Source organism: Acinetobacter sp. KS-LM10, assembly GCF_036896575.1.
Taxonomy (GTDB): Bacteria; Pseudomonadota; Gammaproteobacteria; order Pseudomonadales; family Moraxellaceae; genus Acinetobacter; species Acinetobacter avistercoris.
On the sequence record NZ_CP145906.1, the window covers coordinates 3,052,532 to 3,071,033 of the forward strand.

22 protein-coding genes are annotated in these 18,502 nt (G+C 38.6%); 14 read left to right on the plus strand and 8 right to left on the minus strand.

The annotated features are described in order from the left end of the window. Positions 1-108 precede the first annotated feature (108 nt). From ribA to V5M36_RS13865, 7 genes are all read left to right on the plus strand, one after another. The gene (gene ribA, locus V5M36_RS13835; RefSeq protein ID WP_338560024.1) at positions 109-711 is read left to right on the plus strand and encodes a GTP cyclohydrolase II; all 603 of its coding nucleotides are present in this window, start codon (positions 109-111) and stop codon (positions 709-711) included. Between the two features lie 142 nt (positions 712-853). Further along, positions 854-1,804 (plus strand): oxygen-dependent coproporphyrinogen oxidase, encoded by a 951-nt coding sequence (gene hemF / locus V5M36_RS13840; RefSeq protein ID WP_338560025.1) that lies wholly within the window; start codon positions 854-856, stop codon positions 1,802-1,804. Positions 1,805-2,116: 312 nt separating this feature from the next. Continuing rightward, the gene (locus V5M36_RS13845; RefSeq protein WP_338560027.1) at positions 2,117-2,329 is read left to right on the plus strand and encodes a hypothetical protein; all 213 of its coding nucleotides are present in this window, start codon (positions 2,117-2,119) and stop codon (positions 2,327-2,329) included. 101 nt (positions 2,330-2,430) lie between these two features. Further along, positions 2,431-3,219 carry a shikimate dehydrogenase gene (aroE, locus tag V5M36_RS13850; protein ID WP_338560029.1) on the plus strand — a complete coding sequence of 263 codons (789 nt, stop codon included), beginning with the start codon at positions 2,431-2,433 and terminating at the stop codon, positions 3,217-3,219. A gap of 402 nt (positions 3,220-3,621) precedes the next feature. Beyond that, entirely contained in the window at positions 3,622-5,445 is a 1,824-nt protein-coding gene (locus V5M36_RS13855; RefSeq protein ID WP_338560031.1) for an acyl-CoA dehydrogenase C-terminal domain-containing protein, read from the plus strand. An 81-nt stretch (positions 5,446-5,526) separates the two neighbouring features. Next, positions 5,527-5,964: a GNAT family N-acetyltransferase gene (locus V5M36_RS13860; RefSeq protein ID WP_338560033.1), complete on the plus strand. Its 438-nt coding sequence runs from the start codon at positions 5,527-5,529 to the stop codon at positions 5,962-5,964. A 213-nt stretch (positions 5,965-6,177) separates the two neighbouring features. Beyond that, positions 6,178-6,498, plus strand: a complete 321-nt coding sequence (locus V5M36_RS13865) for an antibiotic biosynthesis monooxygenase family protein (protein ID WP_338560035.1) — start codon at positions 6,178-6,180, stop codon at positions 6,496-6,498. A gap of 116 nt (positions 6,499-6,614) precedes the next feature. Here the strand turns inward: V5M36_RS13865 and hemW are convergent, their stop codons facing one another. Then, positions 6,615-7,769, minus strand: a complete 1,155-nt coding sequence (gene hemW, locus V5M36_RS13870; protein WP_338560037.1) for a radical SAM family heme chaperone HemW — start codon at positions 7,767-7,769, stop codon at positions 6,615-6,617. 112 nt (positions 7,770-7,881) lie between these two features. On the opposite strand from hemW, the gene V5M36_RS13875 reads away from it, so the two are divergent. From V5M36_RS13875 to V5M36_RS13890, 4 genes are all read left to right on the plus strand, one after another. Beyond that, the gene (locus V5M36_RS13875; protein WP_338560039.1) at positions 7,882-8,343 is read left to right on the plus strand and encodes a DMT family transporter; all 462 of its coding nucleotides are present in this window, start codon (positions 7,882-7,884) and stop codon (positions 8,341-8,343) included. Positions 8,344-8,444: 101 nt separating this feature from the next. Next, on the plus strand, positions 8,445-9,761 hold the full coding sequence (locus V5M36_RS13880; RefSeq protein ID WP_338564236.1) for an MATE family efflux transporter: 1,317 nt from the start codon (positions 8,445-8,447) through the stop codon (positions 9,759-9,761). Between the two features lie 222 nt (positions 9,762-9,983). Beyond that, positions 9,984-11,282 (plus strand): ABC1 kinase family protein, encoded by a 1,299-nt coding sequence (locus V5M36_RS13885; RefSeq protein ID WP_338560041.1) that lies wholly within the window; start codon positions 9,984-9,986, stop codon positions 11,280-11,282. Between the two features lie 132 nt (positions 11,283-11,414). Beyond that, positions 11,415-11,663, plus strand: a complete 249-nt coding sequence (locus V5M36_RS13890; protein WP_338560044.1) for a type B 50S ribosomal protein L31 — start codon at positions 11,415-11,417, stop codon at positions 11,661-11,663. A gap of 102 nt (positions 11,664-11,765) precedes the next feature. Here the strand turns inward: V5M36_RS13890 and crcB are convergent, their stop codons facing one another. Continuing rightward, complete coding sequence (gene crcB, locus V5M36_RS13895) at positions 11,766-12,146, minus strand: fluoride efflux transporter CrcB (RefSeq protein WP_338560046.1); 381 nt, start codon at positions 12,144-12,146, stop codon at positions 11,766-11,768. A 180-nt stretch (positions 12,147-12,326) separates the two neighbouring features. On the opposite strand from crcB, the gene V5M36_RS13900 reads away from it, so the two are divergent. Beyond that, complete coding sequence (locus tag V5M36_RS13900) at positions 12,327-12,659, plus strand: HopJ type III effector protein (RefSeq protein ID WP_338560049.1); 333 nt, start codon at positions 12,327-12,329, stop codon at positions 12,657-12,659. Between the two features lie 87 nt (positions 12,660-12,746). On the opposite strand, the gene V5M36_RS13905 is transcribed toward V5M36_RS13900, so the two are convergent. From V5M36_RS13905 to V5M36_RS13915, 3 genes are all read right to left on the minus strand, one after another. Continuing rightward, positions 12,747-13,157: a GFA family protein gene (locus V5M36_RS13905; RefSeq protein WP_338560051.1), complete on the minus strand. Its 411-nt coding sequence runs from the start codon at positions 13,155-13,157 to the stop codon at positions 12,747-12,749. 75 nt (positions 13,158-13,232) lie between these two features. Next, complete coding sequence (locus tag V5M36_RS13910) at positions 13,233-14,441, minus strand: TIGR03862 family flavoprotein (RefSeq protein WP_338564238.1); 1,209 nt, start codon at positions 14,439-14,441, stop codon at positions 13,233-13,235. Beyond that, a complete protein-coding gene (locus V5M36_RS13915) occupies positions 14,431-15,105 on the minus strand; it encodes an SAM-dependent methyltransferase (protein WP_338564240.1) in 675 nt (224 codons plus the stop codon). Before V5M36_RS13915 ends, V5M36_RS13910 begins: the two co-directional genes overlap by 11 nt. A 91-nt stretch (positions 15,106-15,196) precedes the next feature. Between V5M36_RS13915 and V5M36_RS13920 the strand changes: the two genes are divergently transcribed. Together V5M36_RS13920 and V5M36_RS13925 are read left to right on the plus strand one after the other, a co-directional pair. Continuing rightward, positions 15,197-15,370, plus strand: coding sequence for a DNA gyrase inhibitor YacG (locus V5M36_RS13920; protein ID WP_338560054.1), 174 nt, complete (start codon positions 15,197-15,199; stop codon positions 15,368-15,370). An 87-nt stretch (positions 15,371-15,457) separates the two neighbouring features. Next, positions 15,458-15,613, plus strand: coding sequence for a hypothetical protein (locus V5M36_RS13925; protein ID WP_338560056.1), 156 nt, complete (start codon positions 15,458-15,460; stop codon positions 15,611-15,613). Positions 15,614-15,674: 61 nt separating this feature from the next. Here V5M36_RS13925 and V5M36_RS13930 read toward each other — a convergent pair whose 3' ends face one another. The 3 genes from V5M36_RS13930 to V5M36_RS13940 form a co-directional block, all read right to left on the minus strand. After that, on the minus strand, positions 15,675-16,319 hold the full coding sequence (locus V5M36_RS13930; protein ID WP_338560058.1) for an MBL fold metallo-hydrolase: 645 nt from the start codon (positions 16,317-16,319) through the stop codon (positions 15,675-15,677). 9 nt (positions 16,320-16,328) lie between these two features. Then, positions 16,329-17,351 carry a ferrochelatase gene (hemH, locus tag V5M36_RS13935; protein ID WP_338560060.1) on the minus strand — a complete coding sequence of 341 codons (1,023 nt, stop codon included), beginning with the start codon at positions 17,349-17,351 and terminating at the stop codon, positions 16,329-16,331. A 78-nt stretch (positions 17,352-17,429) separates the two neighbouring features. Further along, the gene (locus V5M36_RS13940; protein WP_338560062.1) at positions 17,430-18,446 is read right to left on the minus strand and encodes a DUF4062 domain-containing protein; all 1,017 of its coding nucleotides are present in this window, start codon (positions 18,444-18,446) and stop codon (positions 17,430-17,432) included. Between the last annotated feature and the right edge of the window lie 56 nt (positions 18,447-18,502).

Below are 18,502 nucleotides of genomic sequence, written 5' to 3' on the forward strand. Positions count from 1 at the left end.
TATACAAAAAAGAAAATCTTCTGTGTAAATTTGCACAAGGATATACCACTAATGTCAAATCATTCAGCTATACTTTAGCCAATATACAAACATGTAATGGATTCATCTGTGTCTATAGAATTTGTCGCGACTTCTCATTTACCAACTGCTTTTGGTGATTTCAAAATCACAGTTTTCCAAGACCCAGAAACTGGTGAAGAGCATGTTGCTCTTTCTAAAGGTTTAGATACGCCACCAACCGAACCTGTATTGGTTCGAGTTCATTCTGAATGTTTAACGGGTGATGCCTTTGCTTCACTCAAGTGCGATTGCGGGCCACAACTTCAAGCTACACAAAAAATAATTAATGATGCAGGCCAAGGTATTATCCTCTATTTACGCCAAGAAGGTCGTGGTATTGGTTTAACCAATAAAATTCGTGCCTATGCCTTACAAGATCAAGGTCATGACACCGTAGATGCTAATTTAATGTTAAATCTACCTGCAGATGCACGTCGTTACGACATGTGTAGCATTATGCTCGATCATTTGCAGGTCAAAGAAGTCAAATTAATAACCAATAATCCACTCAAAATTGCTGCTTTAGAAGAACAAGGAATAAATGTTGTCGACCGCGTACCGCTCACTGTTGGCCTCAATCCTTTCAATGAAGAATATTTAAAAACCAAAAATAAGCGTATGTCACACATGTATCAAAAAGACGATTTCTAATTTAAATTTTAAATTAATGGGCTGAGTTATTGTGCCGCTCAATAAATTTATAAATTGAAAGACAATCCCTTACTTTCTTTATGTATTTATGTTTTGATAGCATTAAACCCATTCAATTTGCCCTGATATCAAGAGGAGCATCATGCAGAATCCAACTTCAGCTGATATACAACGCGTACGTGACTTTCTCCTCGATTTACAAGCCCGTATCTGTTCGAGCTTAGAGCAGCAAGAACTAGCAGGTGGTGGAACTGCAACATTTGAAATTGATGATTGGCAACGCCCAGAAGGCGGCGGCGGTCGCTCTCGTGTTCTACAAAATGGCACGGTCATTGAAAAAGGTGGTGTGATGTTCTCTCACATCAATATTTCAAAGCTCCCTGCTTCTGCGACCGAACGCCATCCACAAATTGCGGGTGCAAAAGCTCAAGCCATGGGTGTATCACTGGTCATTCACCCCAAAAACCCGAACGTGCCTACATCGCATGCCAATGTCCGTTTATTCGTTGCAGAACCAGAAGGACAAGATCCAATCTGGTGGTTCGGAGGTGGTTTTGATCTCACGCCATTCTATCCAAATGACGAAGATGTTTTATTTTGGCATCAAACAGCACATGATCTTTGCGCACCTTTTGGTCAAGACGTTTATGCTCATCATAAAAAATGGTGTGATGACTACTTCTACCTTAAACATCGAGACGAACAACGCGGTGTAGGTGGCTTATTTTTTGATGATTTAAATCAGTGGGATTTTGAAACCTGTTTCCAATACATTCAAGCTGTAGGAAATGGCTATCTAGAAGCAATATTGCCCATCTTTAAGCGCAATCAGGATAAAGCCTATACTGAAGCGCAACGCGACTTTCAAATTTATCGTCGTGGCCGTTATGTAGAATACAACTTAGTTTATGATCGCGGTACACTCTTTGGACTGCAAACAGGTGGGCGTATTGAGTCTATTTTAGTGAGTCTACCGAATTTAGCAGGTTGGTCTTACCGTCCTGAATGGGATGCTGATTCTGCAGAAAAACGTTTATCTGACTATTATCTAAAACCACAAGATTGGCTAAAAGAACGCTCTTCATCGACTTAGACTTAACACTTTGAAAGTAAAGCTCTTTTTTCTTTAAAGAGCTTTACTCCCTCCCCATTTTCAACTCTCTACCAATTTATGAGTTTTCCATTCATCGATTTAAGAATTTTCCGTTCATCAACTCTATAAATTATTCTGTTGTTAAAATAAGACGACTCTATTAACATGCCGACATAAGTTGTGACATTAAAAGAACAGCACTTAAGTATTATTTAAGACTGAATGACGTACACTTGCTTATATTCACATAGTCGTTGAATCCGAATATTAATGTATGCATTGATGATTTAGATTCACATCAGGGAAAACACAATGCATATTAAAAAAATGAATTCAACTGGAATGATCTTCTGGTTGCTTGTTATCACTTTGCTCAGCGCAATATCTACTACTATTTTTTCTGAAAGTTTTATTAATGAAAGTTTTGGCTATAGTTTAATGTTCTTCGCGATCATCGGTTTAAGCTTAAATATTATTCATATCTGCTTACATGCAATCTTGGATATCTGTAATCCCAGCCATTAAAATCGATCATAAGTATTAAAGCACTGAGTACTCAAATTACCTTTAGATATCAGCCCATTTGACGTATATTTATGAGCTTTTCAGCACATGGACTTCGCGTAATGGCTAAACTATTTGCCGTGATTGGCAATCCGATTGAACAGTCAAGATCTCCTGAATTACATCAAGCATTTGCGAAAAAAACAGGAATTGAGCTTACTTATAATAAACGCTTTGCTGAATTAGATGCATTTGAAACAAGTGTTCATGATTTTTTTCAAAATGATGGTATAGGAATGAATGTCACCGTTCCTTTCAAAGAACGCGCATTTTCACTGTGTAAGCAGCTCACCGAACGCGCTCAAATCGCCAAAGCTGTAAATACTTTATGGATGCAAGATGGCTTGCTCTATGGAGATAATACCGATGGTCAAGGATTAGTTGAAGCGATCAAAGCGCTCGAATGGCCTTTAGAAAACTCGACTATTTTGATCATTGGCGCAGGCGGTGCAACTCGTGGTGTCATCTACCCTCTGGTACACGCTGGTGTAAAAAAAATTGTGATCTCCAATCGTACCATTGCTCGTGCTGAACAGCTCGTTGATGATATTCAAGACGCTGTTCCTCAAGCAGAACTTCTAACATGTGGACTTGATCAACTCGAAGGTCAGTTCGATATTATTATTAATGCGACTTCTGCGAGTCTCAGTGGCGATGCACTTATTTTACCTGTTGAACTTACATTCAAGCATGCCTATGAAATGGCCTATGGCAAACCATCAAGTTTTATCCAACAAGCTCAGCAACGTGGCGTTCCCTGTTCGGAAGGTTATGGCATGCTAATTGGTCAAGCGATTGAGGCCTTTAGTATTTGGAATGGCGTGCGTCCAAATTTAAAAGATTTCCTCTAAATAACGCCATCATTTAATCTCTTCATATTCCGTATTTGAAACAAATGTATCACTTTAACGTGCTACATTTGTTGAATAGCGTCCGAGTAATGAGGCACATAAAATCGTGATTATTGATTTAAGTGACAGTACACTTGTAAAATTTAAAAATTAAGCATCCAACCAAAATATACTTTTAGCTAATTACAAAAAATTACTAAGACATTGTTTTTATATAAAATATAATAAACACAAAAGGTTCAAATTAATTTTTAGTCCAATTATTTCATTTTCAGGTTTAATTTTTAAATTAGCTTTTCTGACATTCATTTCTATAACTCTTATCAATGTTTTTTTAGTTATTGAGCCCATAATCTTATTATCGAATAAATATTTTCTATATTTTAAATTAGGAAAAGTTAAATGCCAGCATATAAAGCGCCCGTACGTGATATTCGTTTCTTAATGAATGAAGTTTTTGACTATCCAGGCCATTTCAAAACTCTAAGCAATGGCGAAGCTGCTGATTCAGACACGGTCAATATGATTATTGATGGTGCAGCAGATTTTTGTGAAAACATTCTTTCTCCATTAAATCAATCTGGTGACGAAGAAGGTTGTCATTTTAAAGACGGCGAAGTTACCACCCCGAAAGGCTTTAAAGAAGCATATAACCAATTTGTTCAAGGTGGATGGCAAGGTCTGTCTTATCCTGAAGAGTTCGGTGGTCAAGGCTTACCGATGTCTTTAAATCTTGTTAAATCTGAGATGATGGGAACGGCAAACTGGTCTTTCACCATGTATCCGGGTTTAAGCATGGGCTGTATGAACACCATCATGCAGTTCGGTACTGAAGAACAAAAAAATATCTATATGCCACATTTGACTGCAGGAACTTGGTCAGGAACGATGTGTCTTACAGAGCCACAATGTGGTACGGATCTTGGGCAAATCAAATCTAAAGCTGAACCTGTATCAGGCGATACTTACAAGATTTCAGGGACCAAGATTTTCATCTCTGCCGGTGAGCATGATCTTACCGAAAATATTATTCACATCGTATTGGCACGCCTTCCAGATGCCCCTCCAGGCACCAAAGGTATTTCGCTCTTCATCGTGCCTAAATTCCTTCCAACTGCAGATGGCGGTCTTGGTGAACGTAATCCTGTAACGTGTGGCTCTATTGAACACAAAATGGGTATTCGCGCATCTGCTACAGCTGTGCTTAACTTTGACGATGCGATCGGTTACCTAATCGGTGAAAAGCATAAAGGTTTACATGCAATGTTTACCTTTATGAACACAGCACGTATCGGTACGGCAGTTCAAGGCTTAGCACATGCGGAATTGGCTTTCCAAGGTTCACTTCCTTATGCTAAAGAACGTATGTCTATGCGCGCGCTTTCAGGTAAAAAAGATCCAGAGAAAGTAGCAGATGCGATTATTCATCACGCTGATGTACGTCGTATGCTCATGACTCAGAAAGCCATTGCTGAAGGCGGTCGTTCAATGATTTATCATGCTGCTCAGTTGGCTGATAAAATGACCGATGCGTTGCTACAAGGCGACCAAGCGAAGTTCGACGAATATGATGATAAATTGGGTTTCTACACACCAATTCTAAAAGGTTTCTTAACTGAACTTGGTTTAGAAGCTGCAAATCACGGTATGCAAATTTTCGGTGGTCATGGTTATATTAAAGAACATGGCATGGAGCAAATCGTTCGTGATGCTCGTATCGCAACGTTGTATGAAGGAACAACAGGCGTTCAAGCTTTAGACTTAATTGGTCGTAAAGTACTGTTGTCTTCTAAAGGTAAAGTGGTTCGTGACTATACTGCTGAAATTTTAAAATTCTGTGGTCAACATGCGCGTAATAAATACATGCGTCGTTTTGCATGGGATCTAACGAAAGCATGTGCTCAATGGAATGCTTTAACTGTCCGTATCATGCTTGCTGCACGTAAAGACCGCGATATTGTTTCGAGTGCTTCTGTTGATTTCTTAATGTTCTCAGGCTACGTGATGATGGCGTATTATTGGGCACAACAAGCGGCTGTTGCCTCTGCAAAATTAGCTTCAGGTGATGGTGCAGAAACAGTTGAATTCTATAAAGCTAAAATTAAATTAGCAGATTTCTACTTTGAACGTATCTTGCCTCGTACTCAAGGGCATGCAGAATCAATGGTTAATCCAGCGAAAACGTTAATGTCTTTAGATGCTGAGCATTTTAGTTTTGATTACTAAGTACTAATGACTAAGTTTTAGATTAAAGACCGCTAAGGCGGTCTTTTTTATTCAACTGAAATAGATAAGATTGGATGACCTATGTTACAGATTGCCAGTAAAGAAGATTTCCTTGTTTTAATTGAAATATGGGAACGCGCTGTCAGAGCAACGCATGACTTCCTCCCTGAAGCTGAAATTAATGAACTAAAACCATTAATTTTAAATGAATATTTTCAGCATGTATTACTACACAAATATGTAAAAGACGGAAAAATTGTCGGTTTTATTGGTACAAGCCCTGATAATATTGAAATGTTATTCATTGAACCCGACTTTAGAAGTCAAGGGATTGGTAAAGTCCTCACTCAGTTTGCTATTAAAGAACTCAATATTCAAAAAGTGGATGTTAATGAGCAAAATTCACAAGCTATTGGTTTCTATCAAAAGCTTGGATTTAAAGTTATTTCAAGATCTGAACTAGATGGACAAGGAAAAGCCTATCCTCTTTTACATTTACAACACAAAGCTAATATTTAGCACTGTTTATTTTACTTAATCTTTGCTATTTAATTTTTCTCTCAATATTCTTCTTTAGATACTGAGCATTTTAGTTTTGATTACTAAGTACTAATGACTAAGTTTTAGATTAAAGAGCGCTGAGGCGGTCTTTTTATTCGCTTAGAATAATTCCCTAAGATGGTAGATAATATTGGATGCTTTACCGATATTTTTCGATAAGGAGTTAAGTCGATGCATATAAACAATAATGACGATGAATCCTACTATGCTGTAATCTTTTCATCTGTTCGAACTAATGGCGATCCTGGTTATGAATTAATGGCCGCTGCAATGATGGAACTCGCTCAAAAGCAAGCTGGTTTTTTAAGCGTAGATTCAGCTCGAGAAGATATCGGTATAACGGTTTCTTACTGGACATCTCTAGAATCAATCAAAAATTGGAAAGCTCAAATCGATCATACCATCGCGAGAAATCGGGGTAGAGAGCAATGGTACTCATCTTATACAGTACGAATATGTAAAGTCGTTCATGAGTACTCTTTCATCAAATGATTGTTTCAATAAATGACTCGTTCATAAACAAGACCATCGATAAACAAGCTTGAATAATGAGTTCTTATGGCTTATCACCTTACAAATTTCCAATGCAGCAAAGAACAAGTCTAAATTTATAAAAACTCTTCCAAAACTGAGTTTAGAAATACATGCCCCTGCTCAGTGCAGGCCAATCTTGACTCATCTGCTACTAAAAGTTTTCGTTGACGTAATGATGTCAAGACTTCATCAAGTTCATATAGGTCACAGCCTGTACGTGTTAAATAAAACTGTGCATCTACACCATCATTTAAACGCAAAGCATTCATCATAAATTCGAACGGCATTTCATCCGCTTCAATCTTTTTAAACTGAAGATGATCTGCTGGCACTTTGGCTAAATAATCTTTAGGTAAGCGTGTTTTCTGGAAGCGGTAAACGCCATCAGGTTGCGTCACTTTACCGTGTGCACCCGCCCCAATCGCTAAATAATCACCAAACTGCCAATAATTTAAATTATGAGCCGATGGTAATTCTTTACGCCATGCAGATACTTCGTAATTGATAAAGCCATTGGCTTTTAAATACTTTTCACCCTGTTCTTGAATATCTTCTAAGACTTCATCCATGGGTAAAACGGGCTGCGTCCGAAAAAATACAGTATTCGGTTCGATGGTTAATTGATACCAAGAGACATGAGTCGCTCCATTTTCCACCGCCATTTTCAAATCAAAAAGCGCTTGCTCTAAAGTCTGCTCAGGAAGTCCATGCATCAAATCAACATTAATACGTTTGAAGCCTGCCTCAGTCGCTAAATGAATCGCTGAAGTTGCGTCATCATGGCTATGGATACGACCTAATTTTTTTAAATGTTCTGCGTTAAAACTTTGTACACCGATGGATAAACGGTTAATGCCTGCATCTAGATAAGCAGCAAATGGATCATGTTCTACCGTACCTGGATTTGCCTCTAAAGTAATTTCACAATCATCTTCAAACGGAAGAATCTGCTTCAGTTGGTCAAACAACCAGACATAACCCTGCGCTGAAATAAGTGAAGGCGTTCCCCCACCAATAAAAACACTGTGAATCTGACGCCCTTGTGCAAAATCCACTTGAGTCTTAAAGTCTTCAACCAAAGCAGTTAAATATTCCTGCTCTAAATCCAAACTTAATTCACCATTTGGCACTGCATGTGAATTGAAGTCGCAATATGGACACTTACGCACACACCATGGCATGTGTATATATAGAGAGAGCGGAACAGATACAGGATTTAAATCAACCAAGGAACAAGCTCAAACAGGCAAAAAACTATTTTAACATGTCTACATCACAACACCGCATACTTGTACTGATTTTGCTTTAGACTCAAAATAAATCTATAAGAAGGTCATATAAATGATGAAAATATCGAGCCAATTATACGTCTTTATTCCGCTTGCTTTTGCGATTGGTGTCGCCATGACTTTTCAAACGGTCATTAACACCCAACTGAGGGAATATTTACACAGTCCAATTCAAGCTGCCTTTTTATCGTTTTTAATTGGTACAATTCTGTTGGCTTTTTTGGTTTATTTTCAATCTCCACCTAAACCAAGCTTCCAATTATTATCTCAAATTCCTTGGTATTTGTGGTTAGGCGGTTGTCTGGGTGTGTATGCCATTAGTATGAGTATTTATGCTGCACCCAAATTAAGTTTCCTAACCCTATCGGGTTTAATCATTTTTGGACAGATTGTGATGTCGATGCTGGTGGATCATTTTGGCATACTTGGCACTGAAAAAACGGCGATTAATTGGCAACGCTTTTTGGGTTCAATCACCATTATGATTGGGGTTATTCTGACCTTACAACGTTAATGAAAAACAACATTAATGAAAACGTTCTCTCTGTTATATGAGTATTTTTTGTGTCGACAATCGTAAGTACCCGCTTTGAACTTAAACATCTTTTTCAATTAATGATCCCGATTTTGATCACACAATTTTCTCAAGCTGGATTGGGCCTAGTCGACACCATCATGGCGGGGCATTTATCCGCCACTGATTTAGCAGCAATCGCTGTGGGTGTGGGCTTATGGATTCCCATCATGTTACTTTTCAGTGGCATTATGATTGCGACTACGCCTTTGGTCGCTGAAGCAAATGGTGCGAGAACCCCTGAGAAAATTGCCACGATTGCTCGCCAATCTTTATGGATTGCATTAATTTTAGGCATCATCGCAGGCATTATTTTACAGCTAATGCCGCCTTTATTGCCTTATTTGGGTGTGCCTGAAACATTAATCCCCAAAGCCAGTTTGTTTTTGCATGCGATTGGTTTTGGTATGCCTGCAGTTACCATGTATGCGGCTTTGCGTGGTTATTCCGAGGCATTAGGACATCCAAGACCTGTAACTGTTATTAGCTTATTGTCTCTTGTTGCATTGGTTCCACTAAATTTCCTGTTCATGTATGGCTGGGGTCCAATCCCTGCGCTTGGCAGTGCGGGATGTGGTTTTGCCACTGCAATTTTACAATGGATCATGCTGTTCACTTTAGCCACCTATATTTTCAAAAGTAAGTCTTATCAAAAAACGCAGATTTTTACGAAGTGGGAAGCATTAGATCGCTACTGGATCAAACGTATTTTAGCGTTAGGCTTACCCATTGGTTTGGCTATTTTTTTCGAAGTGAGTATTTTCAGTACCGCCGCGATCGTCATCAGCCCCTTGGGTGAAACCACAGTCGCTGCACACCAAATTGCGATGTCTGTCACCTCACAATTGTTTATGATTCCGATGTCACTAGCGATTGCACTCACTATTCGAATTGGTTTGTATTATGGTCAAAAAAATATAGCAGCCATGCGACGTGTACAACTGATTGGTTTAATCACAGGAACCGTTTTAGCTTTTGCGACAATGGCACTCATTTGGTTTTTCCGTCCTGAAATTGTCTCGATTTACACCACCGATTTAGGTGTTTCCCAAGTTGCCATTTATTTGCTCCTATTCGCCATGGGATATCAACTTATGGATTCATGGCAAATCAGTGCCGCAGGTTGTTTACGTGGTATGCAAGATACCAAAGGTCCAATGTGGATTACGATGATTGCATATTGGCTCATTGCCTTCCCAATCGGCTTATATCTCGCTCGCTATACAGATATAGGTGCGCCAGGTGTGTGGATCGGACTGATTATCGGTTTGAGCATTGCTTGCGTGTTATTACTTATGCGCCTTTATAACAATAATCGTAAGTTAGACAAAAAGTTTAGTTTAGGAGAACAATCTTAACTTCACCATCTATTGAATCGTCATCTATTGAATTGTTATCTATTGTGTCGTCATCAATTCAGTCGTCATCTAAGCCATGTATATTAAAAATACATGGCTTTTTTTGATTGTTGCTTTGTGTCTTCATTGTTGCAACAAACACTTAACAATTTAAAGTAGGCATTCCGAGTAGAGTCGCCTATGATAAATTTAGAAATATAAAAGATTTGAGGATTTTTCTGAATGTCAAAAAGTGCGAGCTCTCCCGGCCGTCGTTTTATGAAGCTCGCAGGTATGACTGCAAGCATTGCGACTAAAACAGTATCAAATTCCATTCGTAATTTTAATGCGGATGATGATCAAAAAAATGAAGCTCGAACTAAACTTTTTCAAGACATTGGACTACAGATTGCAGACACCTTGGGAGAAATGAAAGGTGCTGTCATGAAGGTTGGTCAGATTGCCTCACAATATAAAGATATTTTCCCTCCTGAAGTTGCAAAGGCGATCGCAAAACTACAGCGCCAAGCACCACCTATGCCCTTTCATGAGATCAAAAAACAAGTGGAAGTAGAATTAGGAAAACCGCTTAATCAGACATTCAAGCATTTTGAAGAACAACCTTTTGCTGCTGCCTCTATCGGACAGGTTCACAAAGCGATTTTAAACAATGGGCAAGAAGTTGTCGTTAAAGTTCAATATCCTGGTGTCGATCAAGCCTGTGAAAGTGACTTAAAACAAGTTCGTTTGGCCTTGCGCTTGATGGGCGTATTAAAGATCGATAAAAAACTGCAAGATCGTATATTTAAAGAAATCCAAGACAGTTTACATGAAGAATTAAACTACGAAATTGAAGCACAAAACTTACAAGTATTTCGTACCTTCCATGCTTCGCTCGATCCTAAAATCATTATTCCTCAAGTGTTTTCTGAGTATTCAAGTCGTCGTGTACTGACGTTAAGTTTGGAAAAAGGTGAAAGTATTGAAACTGCAAGTACTTGGGATTTAAATGTTCGCAATGAAATTGGACGCCGCCTTATTCGTGCTTTAGGTCAAGAAATGTTTTATTTAAAACGCTTCCATTGTGATCCTCACCCAGGAAACTTTGCTTTTAAAGAAGATGGTAGTGTCATCATTTATGATTTTGGTGGGGTTAAAACATTATCGACCAACCTTGTTGATCGCTTTAAAAAACTGGTTCAAGCTGGCCGAAATCATGATATTGAGACGATAGAAACTTATCTCATTGAACTCGATGCACTGGCAGAAAAAGAGAAATTCCCTAAAGAACTTTACATCTCCTGGTTAGACGTTTTACTGCGCCCTCTTACCAAACAGTATGATTTTGCAGAGAATTCAGCACATCACGATGGCGTTCTTCTGGTGAAAAAATCCTTAAAATATTGGGACACATTCAAGCCTTCACCCGATACATTAATGGTTAATCGTACAATTTCAGGACATTACTGGAATTTGATTCATTTAAAAGTGAATGACAATTTAATCGATCTTTTTGAAGAACTTGTGCCACCTGTTAATTAACATATCAAATTCACTGAACATCTCAAATTTATTAGACAGATTAAAATTTAGATTGAATGATTAAAAAAAATATACTGCTTATTATTCGTTATGTTATATTATAACATATCATTTAGTGTGAGCAGTATTACGATGCGTTCTAACATTCATCCATTTTATCAAGACGTCCTTTTTCACGACACCAATGCAGATACCTACTTTGTGATCGGCAGCACAATGCAACCCACACAAACTCGTGAATACCAAGGTAAAACATACCCTTACGTTACTTTAGATATTTCAAGTGCCTCACATCCGTTTTATACTGGTGAAGTGCGCCAAGCCAGTAATGAAGGTCGAGTTGCGAGCTTTAATAAACGTTTTGCACGTTTCAAACGTTAAGAACATTAGGAACATTAGGAACATTTATCTTTCATTGATTTTTTTAGATATATTTTTGTGTCGAAGCTTAAGCACTTTACTCCAGCTTAAGCTTCTTTTTTTTCATTTTACATTTAGAAGATATTGAAAAATGTAAAAGCCAATCGCTAAAAATATCACACCTACAATCAAGCTAGAAAGCGCATAAACAAGCGCGATGATGATTTGTTCATTGCGAAGCAATTGAAAGGTTTCCAAACCAAAACTTGAAAATGTAGTAAAACCGCCCAATACGCCAACCATAATAAAAAGGCGTGTCTCTTGTTGCAGAACGGGGTATTTCAATGTAAACGCAAAGAAAATCCCAGCCAACAAACAGCCAAGTACATTGACTGACCATGTCGCCCATGGAAATAATAATTGTGGTTTAGACAGCCAAAGGCCTACCCCATAACGTAAACACGCTCCGATCGCACCACCACAAGCAACAAAAAATATATTCATCAATGCTAAGAACTTTTAGAAATCACCCATCACTTTAAATGTTTTTTATACTGTTGTACTAGTCCAATATTTTGTCTATCGATCAATTTTTTAAAGAAATCTGAGAATCAGTCATTTGGGATTTAGATATAATAATTTTTTAGTTAATATGATGCCAATTTAAACGAAAGGAAATTTCTCATGGCACAAGCTTTATTAGCACAATTACAGTCAGGTGAAGCTCAGTTTTCAGATGTTATTGCTCATATTGATGCTCATTTTAATCATATACCAACCGCATTTAAAAATGGCCTTCAAACCAATGCTGCGACTGAAAATCAAGGCAGTGCGAAAGTATTTTCTTTCGCTCAAATCAATGGCTTAAATCCAGCGGATACTTTAGCTTTATTCGCAGAACATTATGCATCTGTACTGAATACCCCTGAAGGTTCAGATCATCAGAATATTCGTCAATTCATGCTCAATGGTTGGAATGGTATTCAGTTTGATGGTAATGCATTAAGCGCTAAATAAATTTGAATGCTAAAAAAGGGAGCTTCAAGTTTCCTTTTTTATTCACTTTAGATAAATTTCATTCACGTTAATCCACACGCATTCAAATTATGGCCATTGATCGTGTTGTGGCAACCCATCACAAATCGTTTCCCACTCTGCTTTATCTAAGACAAAAATATGTTTTGATGGGCGATGCTGAATCGCTGTATCTAATGTCCCTATGCGCAATCTATAAAATTCTGGTGTCGTGGTTTTAATACTGAACAGCGGTGATCCACATTCACTGCAAAAACATCGCTGAGTTGTTTCTGAGGATGGGTATTTTTTGAGTAAATTGCCACCTTGAATCAGTTTAAAATCTTTGATTCGCACTCCAGCGTTGGTAGCAAAAGCAGTGCCGTTGGCCTTACGACACCTCTGACAGTGACACTGTAAAATTTCTCCAATCTCACCATGAATTTCATAGCGAATACCACCGCATAAACAACTACCTGTATATTTATTTTGCTTGCTCATGGTCAGCTTCTTTTCTCAAGAATTTAACTTAGCCTAACACATAGATTTTGATCATAAATGACAAATCGGTAGCGTTTATTGCGATAAAAATTGAATGACGCCCTCACCCGCAGCACGCCCTGTCGCAAAACAAGCCGTCAGTAAATATCCTCCTGTTGGCGCGTCCCAATCCAACATCTCACCACAGCAAAATACATAAGGATTTGACTTTAAAGCTAATGATGAAGTTAATGCCTCACGCTTTATACCACCAGAACAACTGATCGCTTCCTCAATTGGACGAAAACCCGCTAAATCAATACTTAAATTTTTGATTTTTTGTGCCAAAACCAGCGGATCATTCCATACTGACTTATCAACGACTTCCCTGACTAAATTTGCTTTAGCTGTGTCTAAACCAGCTTTACGCCAAATATTACTCACACTTTGCTTTTTAGTCGGTGCTAATTTTTCAGCCAATTGCGCTATAGTGACATCGGGTAATAAATCTAAATGAAGTTGCATCGTGCCTTGCTCTTTGAGTCTTTGTCTCAACGCACGACCTTGCTTATAAATTAAACCACTTTCTAAGCCATAATGGGTAATGACTATATCACCTGAAGATTTTGACTGCCCCTCAACCCATGCTTCCACACGTTTTAAAGGCGTGCCAAAAACAGGTTGCATAAATTGAGACCAAACTCGCTCTACCCCCGCGTTACTGGCTTGAAATGGCTCTAACTCAGAACTATCAACCCAATCTCTCCATGCGCCATCACTGCCCAATTGAGACCAAGAAACAGCGCCACACGCCAAAATAATGGCATCAAAATGCAGCTGTTGACTCTCATTACTGGTTAAATCTTTTACGACTAATTGACTCGACTTTAAAGACACCACTTGATGACGATAATGAAATTGAACTCGATCCGCAGCCAATCTTTTTAGCCAAGCACGCAATAAGGGAGCAGCCTTCATCTCCACTGGAAAAACCCGACCAGAAGAACCAATATAGGACTCAATGCCTAGATTTTTCATCCAGTTTTGAATCCAAACAGCATCCCACTGCTGAACCCATAGCTTTAACCATTCATTCTGATCATAACGTTGAATAAAATGATCAAATGGTTCAGCATGCGAGATATTCAGTCCTGTCTTTCCAGCCATAAGAAACTTGCGCGCAGCAGTGGGCTTTTGTTCGTAAACATGGACTTCGATATTTTGCGAACTCAATACTTCCGCAGCCATTAAGCCTGCAGGTCCCGCACCAATAATTGCGACCTTTTTCATGGCTTTATTCTGCATTTCCATCTTGAATCTTAATTTCTGCCACTAAATTTTGATTTTGTCCTTCCAAGGGTAAAAACTGATCAAAACGTGTCGGATAATGTTCAGGCTTAGTGATGACTAATTGTTGACACAATTCACCACGTTCTAAATATTTCACTTCAAAATGGGTTCGAGCAGAGTCACTTTGAATCACCTGCTTCTCAAAAGGTAATTTCCAAACATTCAATAACTGTTGTTCTGCCTCATCAATATAAGATGGGATATTGCTCGCCAAAGTCACTGTTCCGTTGTCGGCCAATCTTGAAATCAGAAATTCAAAAAATGGCATATTTAACCATCGTTGAGCGGGGTTATGCGGCTCAGGATTAGGGTATAAGATAAAAAAATGTTGCACTTGTTTTGGAAATAAAGCGTGAACCACCCAAGGTATTGCATCCGCATGAATAGGAGAAAGATTTTGCTGAGCTTCTATTTGATGTTGTTTTTGCATTGCCAAAAACTTTTCACGGGTGCGTTCTATTGCATATAACTTTTGTTCTGGTTGTTGAGTCGTAAAAAGCAGGGCATGTTTACCTTTTCCAGCTCCAATTTCAACACAGATCGGTTCATTAACGATCTTTTGGAAATCACGAGGTGCATGCATACGCTGTGCTTGAAATTGACGAATCGGCATAATCAGATCAAACTAAGGAAATCGGCATAAGTCTAACAACTCTAGATGACTTTGCCTATTTTGTTCGTATGATAAGATTCTAATCTTGGAGCTGAAAATGCAACGTACATTTCCCTGTCCACGTTGTGGAAATCCCAGTAAATGGGCTGAAAATGAATTTAAACCTTTCTGTTCTGAGCGTTGTAAAATGATTGATTTAGGGGCTTGGGCAAGTGATCAATACACGCTTCCAACCGAAGACTCGCCACAATCAGAAGATCCTAATTTTTAAGACTTGATTCTATTGATTTATGAAATGTAATTATTAGGTGATGAATATTGCTGTGAGATGGACCATTAAAAAACAAAGTCATACTTCATGAAATTTCCTCTTTTAATGCAAATACTCATCGGTCTATTGGCCTTACTGAGTTGTGTTTTTATTGTGCTTGCACTTTATCATGCAGACTATACCCTGCTTATTATTGCAGGCTTATTGTGTCTGGTGTGTATGTTACTGAAAATACAACGGTGAAGGTTCATTTGCGAATGGGTTTAAAGAGCTTCTCAAAGTTAAGAAGCTCTTTAGAGAAAGCTTAGCCCGCTTTACTTGCTACAAAGGGATTATGCTTCTTTTCATATCCAATCGTGCTGATCGGTCCATGGCCAGAAATAAATTGTGTTTCATCTGGCAAACTAAAACATTCACGTTGAATCGAATCTAAGAGCTGCTGATGATTTCCGCGCGGAAAATCAGTACGGCCAATTGAACCTTTGAATAACACATCCCCAGTCCATAATAATCCGTGATTTGCGTTATAGAACATCACATGACCTGGGGTATGGCCTGGTGCAAAACGAACTTCAAACTTTTCCTCGCCTAGAGTCAGCACCTCGCCTCCCTCAAGCCAAGAGTCGACCACAACTGGCTCTGGTTTTGGGAAACCGTAGCGTGCAGATATCTCTTGAATCATATCCAGCCAAAAAGCATCTTCTTTGTGTGGACCAATCACTGGTACATTCCATTCATTCACCAATGCACCTACAGCACCAGCATGATCGAGATGACCGTGAGTAAGCCACAACGCTTTTACGGTTAAACCTAATTCCGCTACCTGTTGTTTCAATTTTTCCACATCACCACCCGCATCAATTAAGACGGCTTCTTTCGATTCTGTATCCCAAAGAATGGAACAGTTTTGAGCAAAGGCTGTAACAGGAACAATTTTAACTTGAAGCATATGGCAACCCTAAGAATCTTGTGAATGGGATAGATTAAACTTTAAAGCATTTAATTGCGCTTCAATGCATTGACTGAGTAGTTGAATATGTAATTCATCTGTATTTAATGCAGGAATATAAGCATAAGCCTGACCGCCTGCATTTTGAAATGTTTCCTCATTTTCAACTGCAAGCTCTTCAAGTGTTTCTAAACAGTCTGCAGAGAACGCAGGACTCAAAACTTGAACAGATTTAATGCCTTGGCTGCCCCAATCCATCAATGTTTGATCGGTATAAGGTTTCACCCATTCTTGCTTACCAAAACGAGATTGGAAACTAATCGCCCATTCATTGGCATTTAAACCTAAGCGTGCTGCAACCTGCGCAGCTGTTTCACGACAACGGTCTGCATAGGGATCACCTTTATCTGCATAAGGTTGCGGAATACCATGAAAAGACATCAATAATTTTTCTGGTTTTCCATGTTTCGCTTGATAGTTAAGCACACTCTGAGCAATCGCTTCGATATACATTGGATGCTGATAATAATCACGTAATACGGTTAAGCCCGGTAAGTTTCTTTGCTTCAGCACCCATTTCGAGACTGCATCGTAAAGAGGTCCTGTCGAGGTTGCAGAATATTGAGGAAAAAGTGGAAATAAAATAACGTGATCTTGTGGATTATGCGTCAAATCCTCCAAAACTTTATGGATACTTGGGTTTCCATAAGTCATAGCTGGAACGATCTTTAATTCAAAATCATGATGATGATCAGCGAGTTTTTCTTTTATAAGTTCAACTTGCTTAAATAAAATTTCTCGCATTGGAGAATCTTCATTCCATACCTGTGCATAAGCTTTCGAAACATATTTAGGTCGAAATGGCAGCACAAAACAATATAGAATAATTTTCCATAAAAAAGCAGGGATCTCGATAACACGTTGATCTGACAAAAATTGTTTAAGGAACTGCCGAACAGCTTGTACCGTTGGTGCATCGGGCGTACCCAAGTTTGCGACAATGACCATAATTTTCGGTTTAGATCCAGACATTATTTCCACTTTATAAAGTTTAAAATATAAAAATACTTTAGCAGAATCTCGAAAGAACTGTATCAAAATTACATCAATTTAAATGAGTTTTAGATGCCCCTCAAGATGTCCTTGAGATTTAATAGCCAGATAAAATTGATCTGTCACTTTCCATAACAGTCGTTGTCGATCATCACGCCCAACAGGAACAATCCAATCATTGTGTCTCATCTGTTGTTTAATCATATGCAATGAACGCACATTAATTTGTGAGCGAGATACCGCATGAGCACGTGGTATCTGCTTTTGAGCATCTTTCAAACCTGTTTGATTTAAATAATGATTCAAAACCTTAGAAAAATATTCTTCTGGAGTCGCTTGCTTAAACTCTTGCGATAAAACGTTCAACACTTCACACCAAGTCATTTCACGTGTAAGAGTCAAGTCTTGAAAATTACCGTCTTGATAAACGTGTAAGCGATAATTAAAACACAAAATATCACTCACCGTCACACGCGGTAAACTTAAAAAGGGATCTGACTCAGTTTGAGCATGACTCATTTTTGCCCGAGTTAATTGTGATTTTAAATGATCGATTTGATCTTGAAGCGTTTGAATACTGTGCGGACGAACCCAGCCAGCGACAGGATAACGCTCTAACATTTGCGGTAAATAGGACCGTATTGCCAATTCTAAATCGCGTAGAGAGTGATAAGTAACGACTTGTTCGACTTCTTTTTGGAGTTGATTTCTAAACTCGTGAAAACGACTTTTGAGTTCTGGCGTATTTTCTTGTAGTCCGTCTTCTCTGGAATCTGGATCATCGTGCATAAAAACAATAATCGGTTTTTGCTTGGTAACTGCATAAATATATTCTAAGTGTAAATAACTGACACCAGAAACTGAGCGCTCACCATACTGGCTGCCCAATAACAGTAACACATAGTCACAATCATCAATTTGTCGTCGAGCAAAAGCGGTACTCATCGGGGTTCTTTGTTCTAATCCCCACGAAAAAAAACCCATGCCAATCAGCGTTTGAGATGCAATCAGCCTTTCAGGCTGCATCTCTTTACCAGAAGTTGTTATAAAAACTTGGTAACGCTTATCGAGCATAATTTAAACTTTCCTTTATATTGTTATATTGCCCAGCCCAGCTAGCCCAGAATATG

Bases quoted from the DNA above. Each gene is read 5' to 3' on its own strand.
- hemF (WP_338560025.1), top strand. From the start codon at position 854: ATGCAGAATCCAACTTCAGCTGATATACAACGCGTACGTGACTTTCTC.
- V5M36_RS13845 (WP_338560027.1), top strand. From the start codon at position 2,117: ATGCATATTAAAAAAATGAATTCAACTGGAATGATCTTCTGGTTGCTT.
- aroE (WP_338560029.1), top strand. From the start codon at position 2,431: ATGGCTAAACTATTTGCCGTGATTGGCAATCCGATTGAACAGTCAAGA.
- V5M36_RS13855 (WP_338560031.1), top strand. From the start codon at position 3,622: ATGCCAGCATATAAAGCGCCCGTACGTGATATTCGTTTCTTAATGAAT.
- V5M36_RS13860 (WP_338560033.1), top strand. From the start codon at position 5,527: ATGTTACAGATTGCCAGTAAAGAAGATTTCCTTGTTTTAATTGAAATA.
- V5M36_RS13865 (WP_338560035.1), top strand. From the start codon at position 6,178: ATGCATATAAACAATAATGACGATGAATCCTACTATGCTGTAATCTTT.
- V5M36_RS13875 (WP_338560039.1), top strand. From the start codon at position 7,882: ATGATGAAAATATCGAGCCAATTATACGTCTTTATTCCGCTTGCTTTT.
- V5M36_RS13880 (WP_338564236.1), top strand. From the start codon at position 8,445: ATGATCCCGATTTTGATCACACAATTTTCTCAAGCTGGATTGGGCCTA.
- V5M36_RS13885 (WP_338560041.1), top strand. From the start codon at position 9,984: ATGTCAAAAAGTGCGAGCTCTCCCGGCCGTCGTTTTATGAAGCTCGCA.
- V5M36_RS13890 (WP_338560044.1), top strand. From the start codon at position 11,415: ATGCGTTCTAACATTCATCCATTTTATCAAGACGTCCTTTTTCACGAC.
- crcB (WP_338560046.1), bottom strand. From the start codon at position 12,146: ATGAATATATTTTTTGTTGCTTGTGGTGGTGCGATCGGAGCGTGTTTA.
- V5M36_RS13900 (WP_338560049.1), top strand. From the start codon at position 12,327: ATGGCACAAGCTTTATTAGCACAATTACAGTCAGGTGAAGCTCAGTTT.
- V5M36_RS13905 (WP_338560051.1), bottom strand. From the start codon at position 13,157: ATGAGCAAGCAAAATAAATATACAGGTAGTTGTTTATGCGGTGGTATT.
- V5M36_RS13910 (WP_338564238.1), bottom strand. From the start codon at position 14,441: ATGCAGAATAAAGCCATGAAAAAGGTCGCAATTATTGGTGCGGGACCT.
- V5M36_RS13920 (WP_338560054.1), top strand. From the start codon at position 15,197: ATGCAACGTACATTTCCCTGTCCACGTTGTGGAAATCCCAGTAAATGG.
- V5M36_RS13925 (WP_338560056.1), top strand. From the start codon at position 15,458: ATGAAATTTCCTCTTTTAATGCAAATACTCATCGGTCTATTGGCCTTA.
- V5M36_RS13930 (WP_338560058.1), bottom strand. From the start codon at position 16,319: ATGCTTCAAGTTAAAATTGTTCCTGTTACAGCCTTTGCTCAAAACTGT.
- hemH (WP_338560060.1), bottom strand. From the start codon at position 17,351: ATGTCTGGATCTAAACCGAAAATTATGGTCATTGTCGCAAACTTGGGT.
- V5M36_RS13940 (WP_338560062.1), bottom strand. From the start codon at position 18,446: ATGCTCGATAAGCGTTACCAAGTTTTTATAACAACTTCTGGTAAAGAG.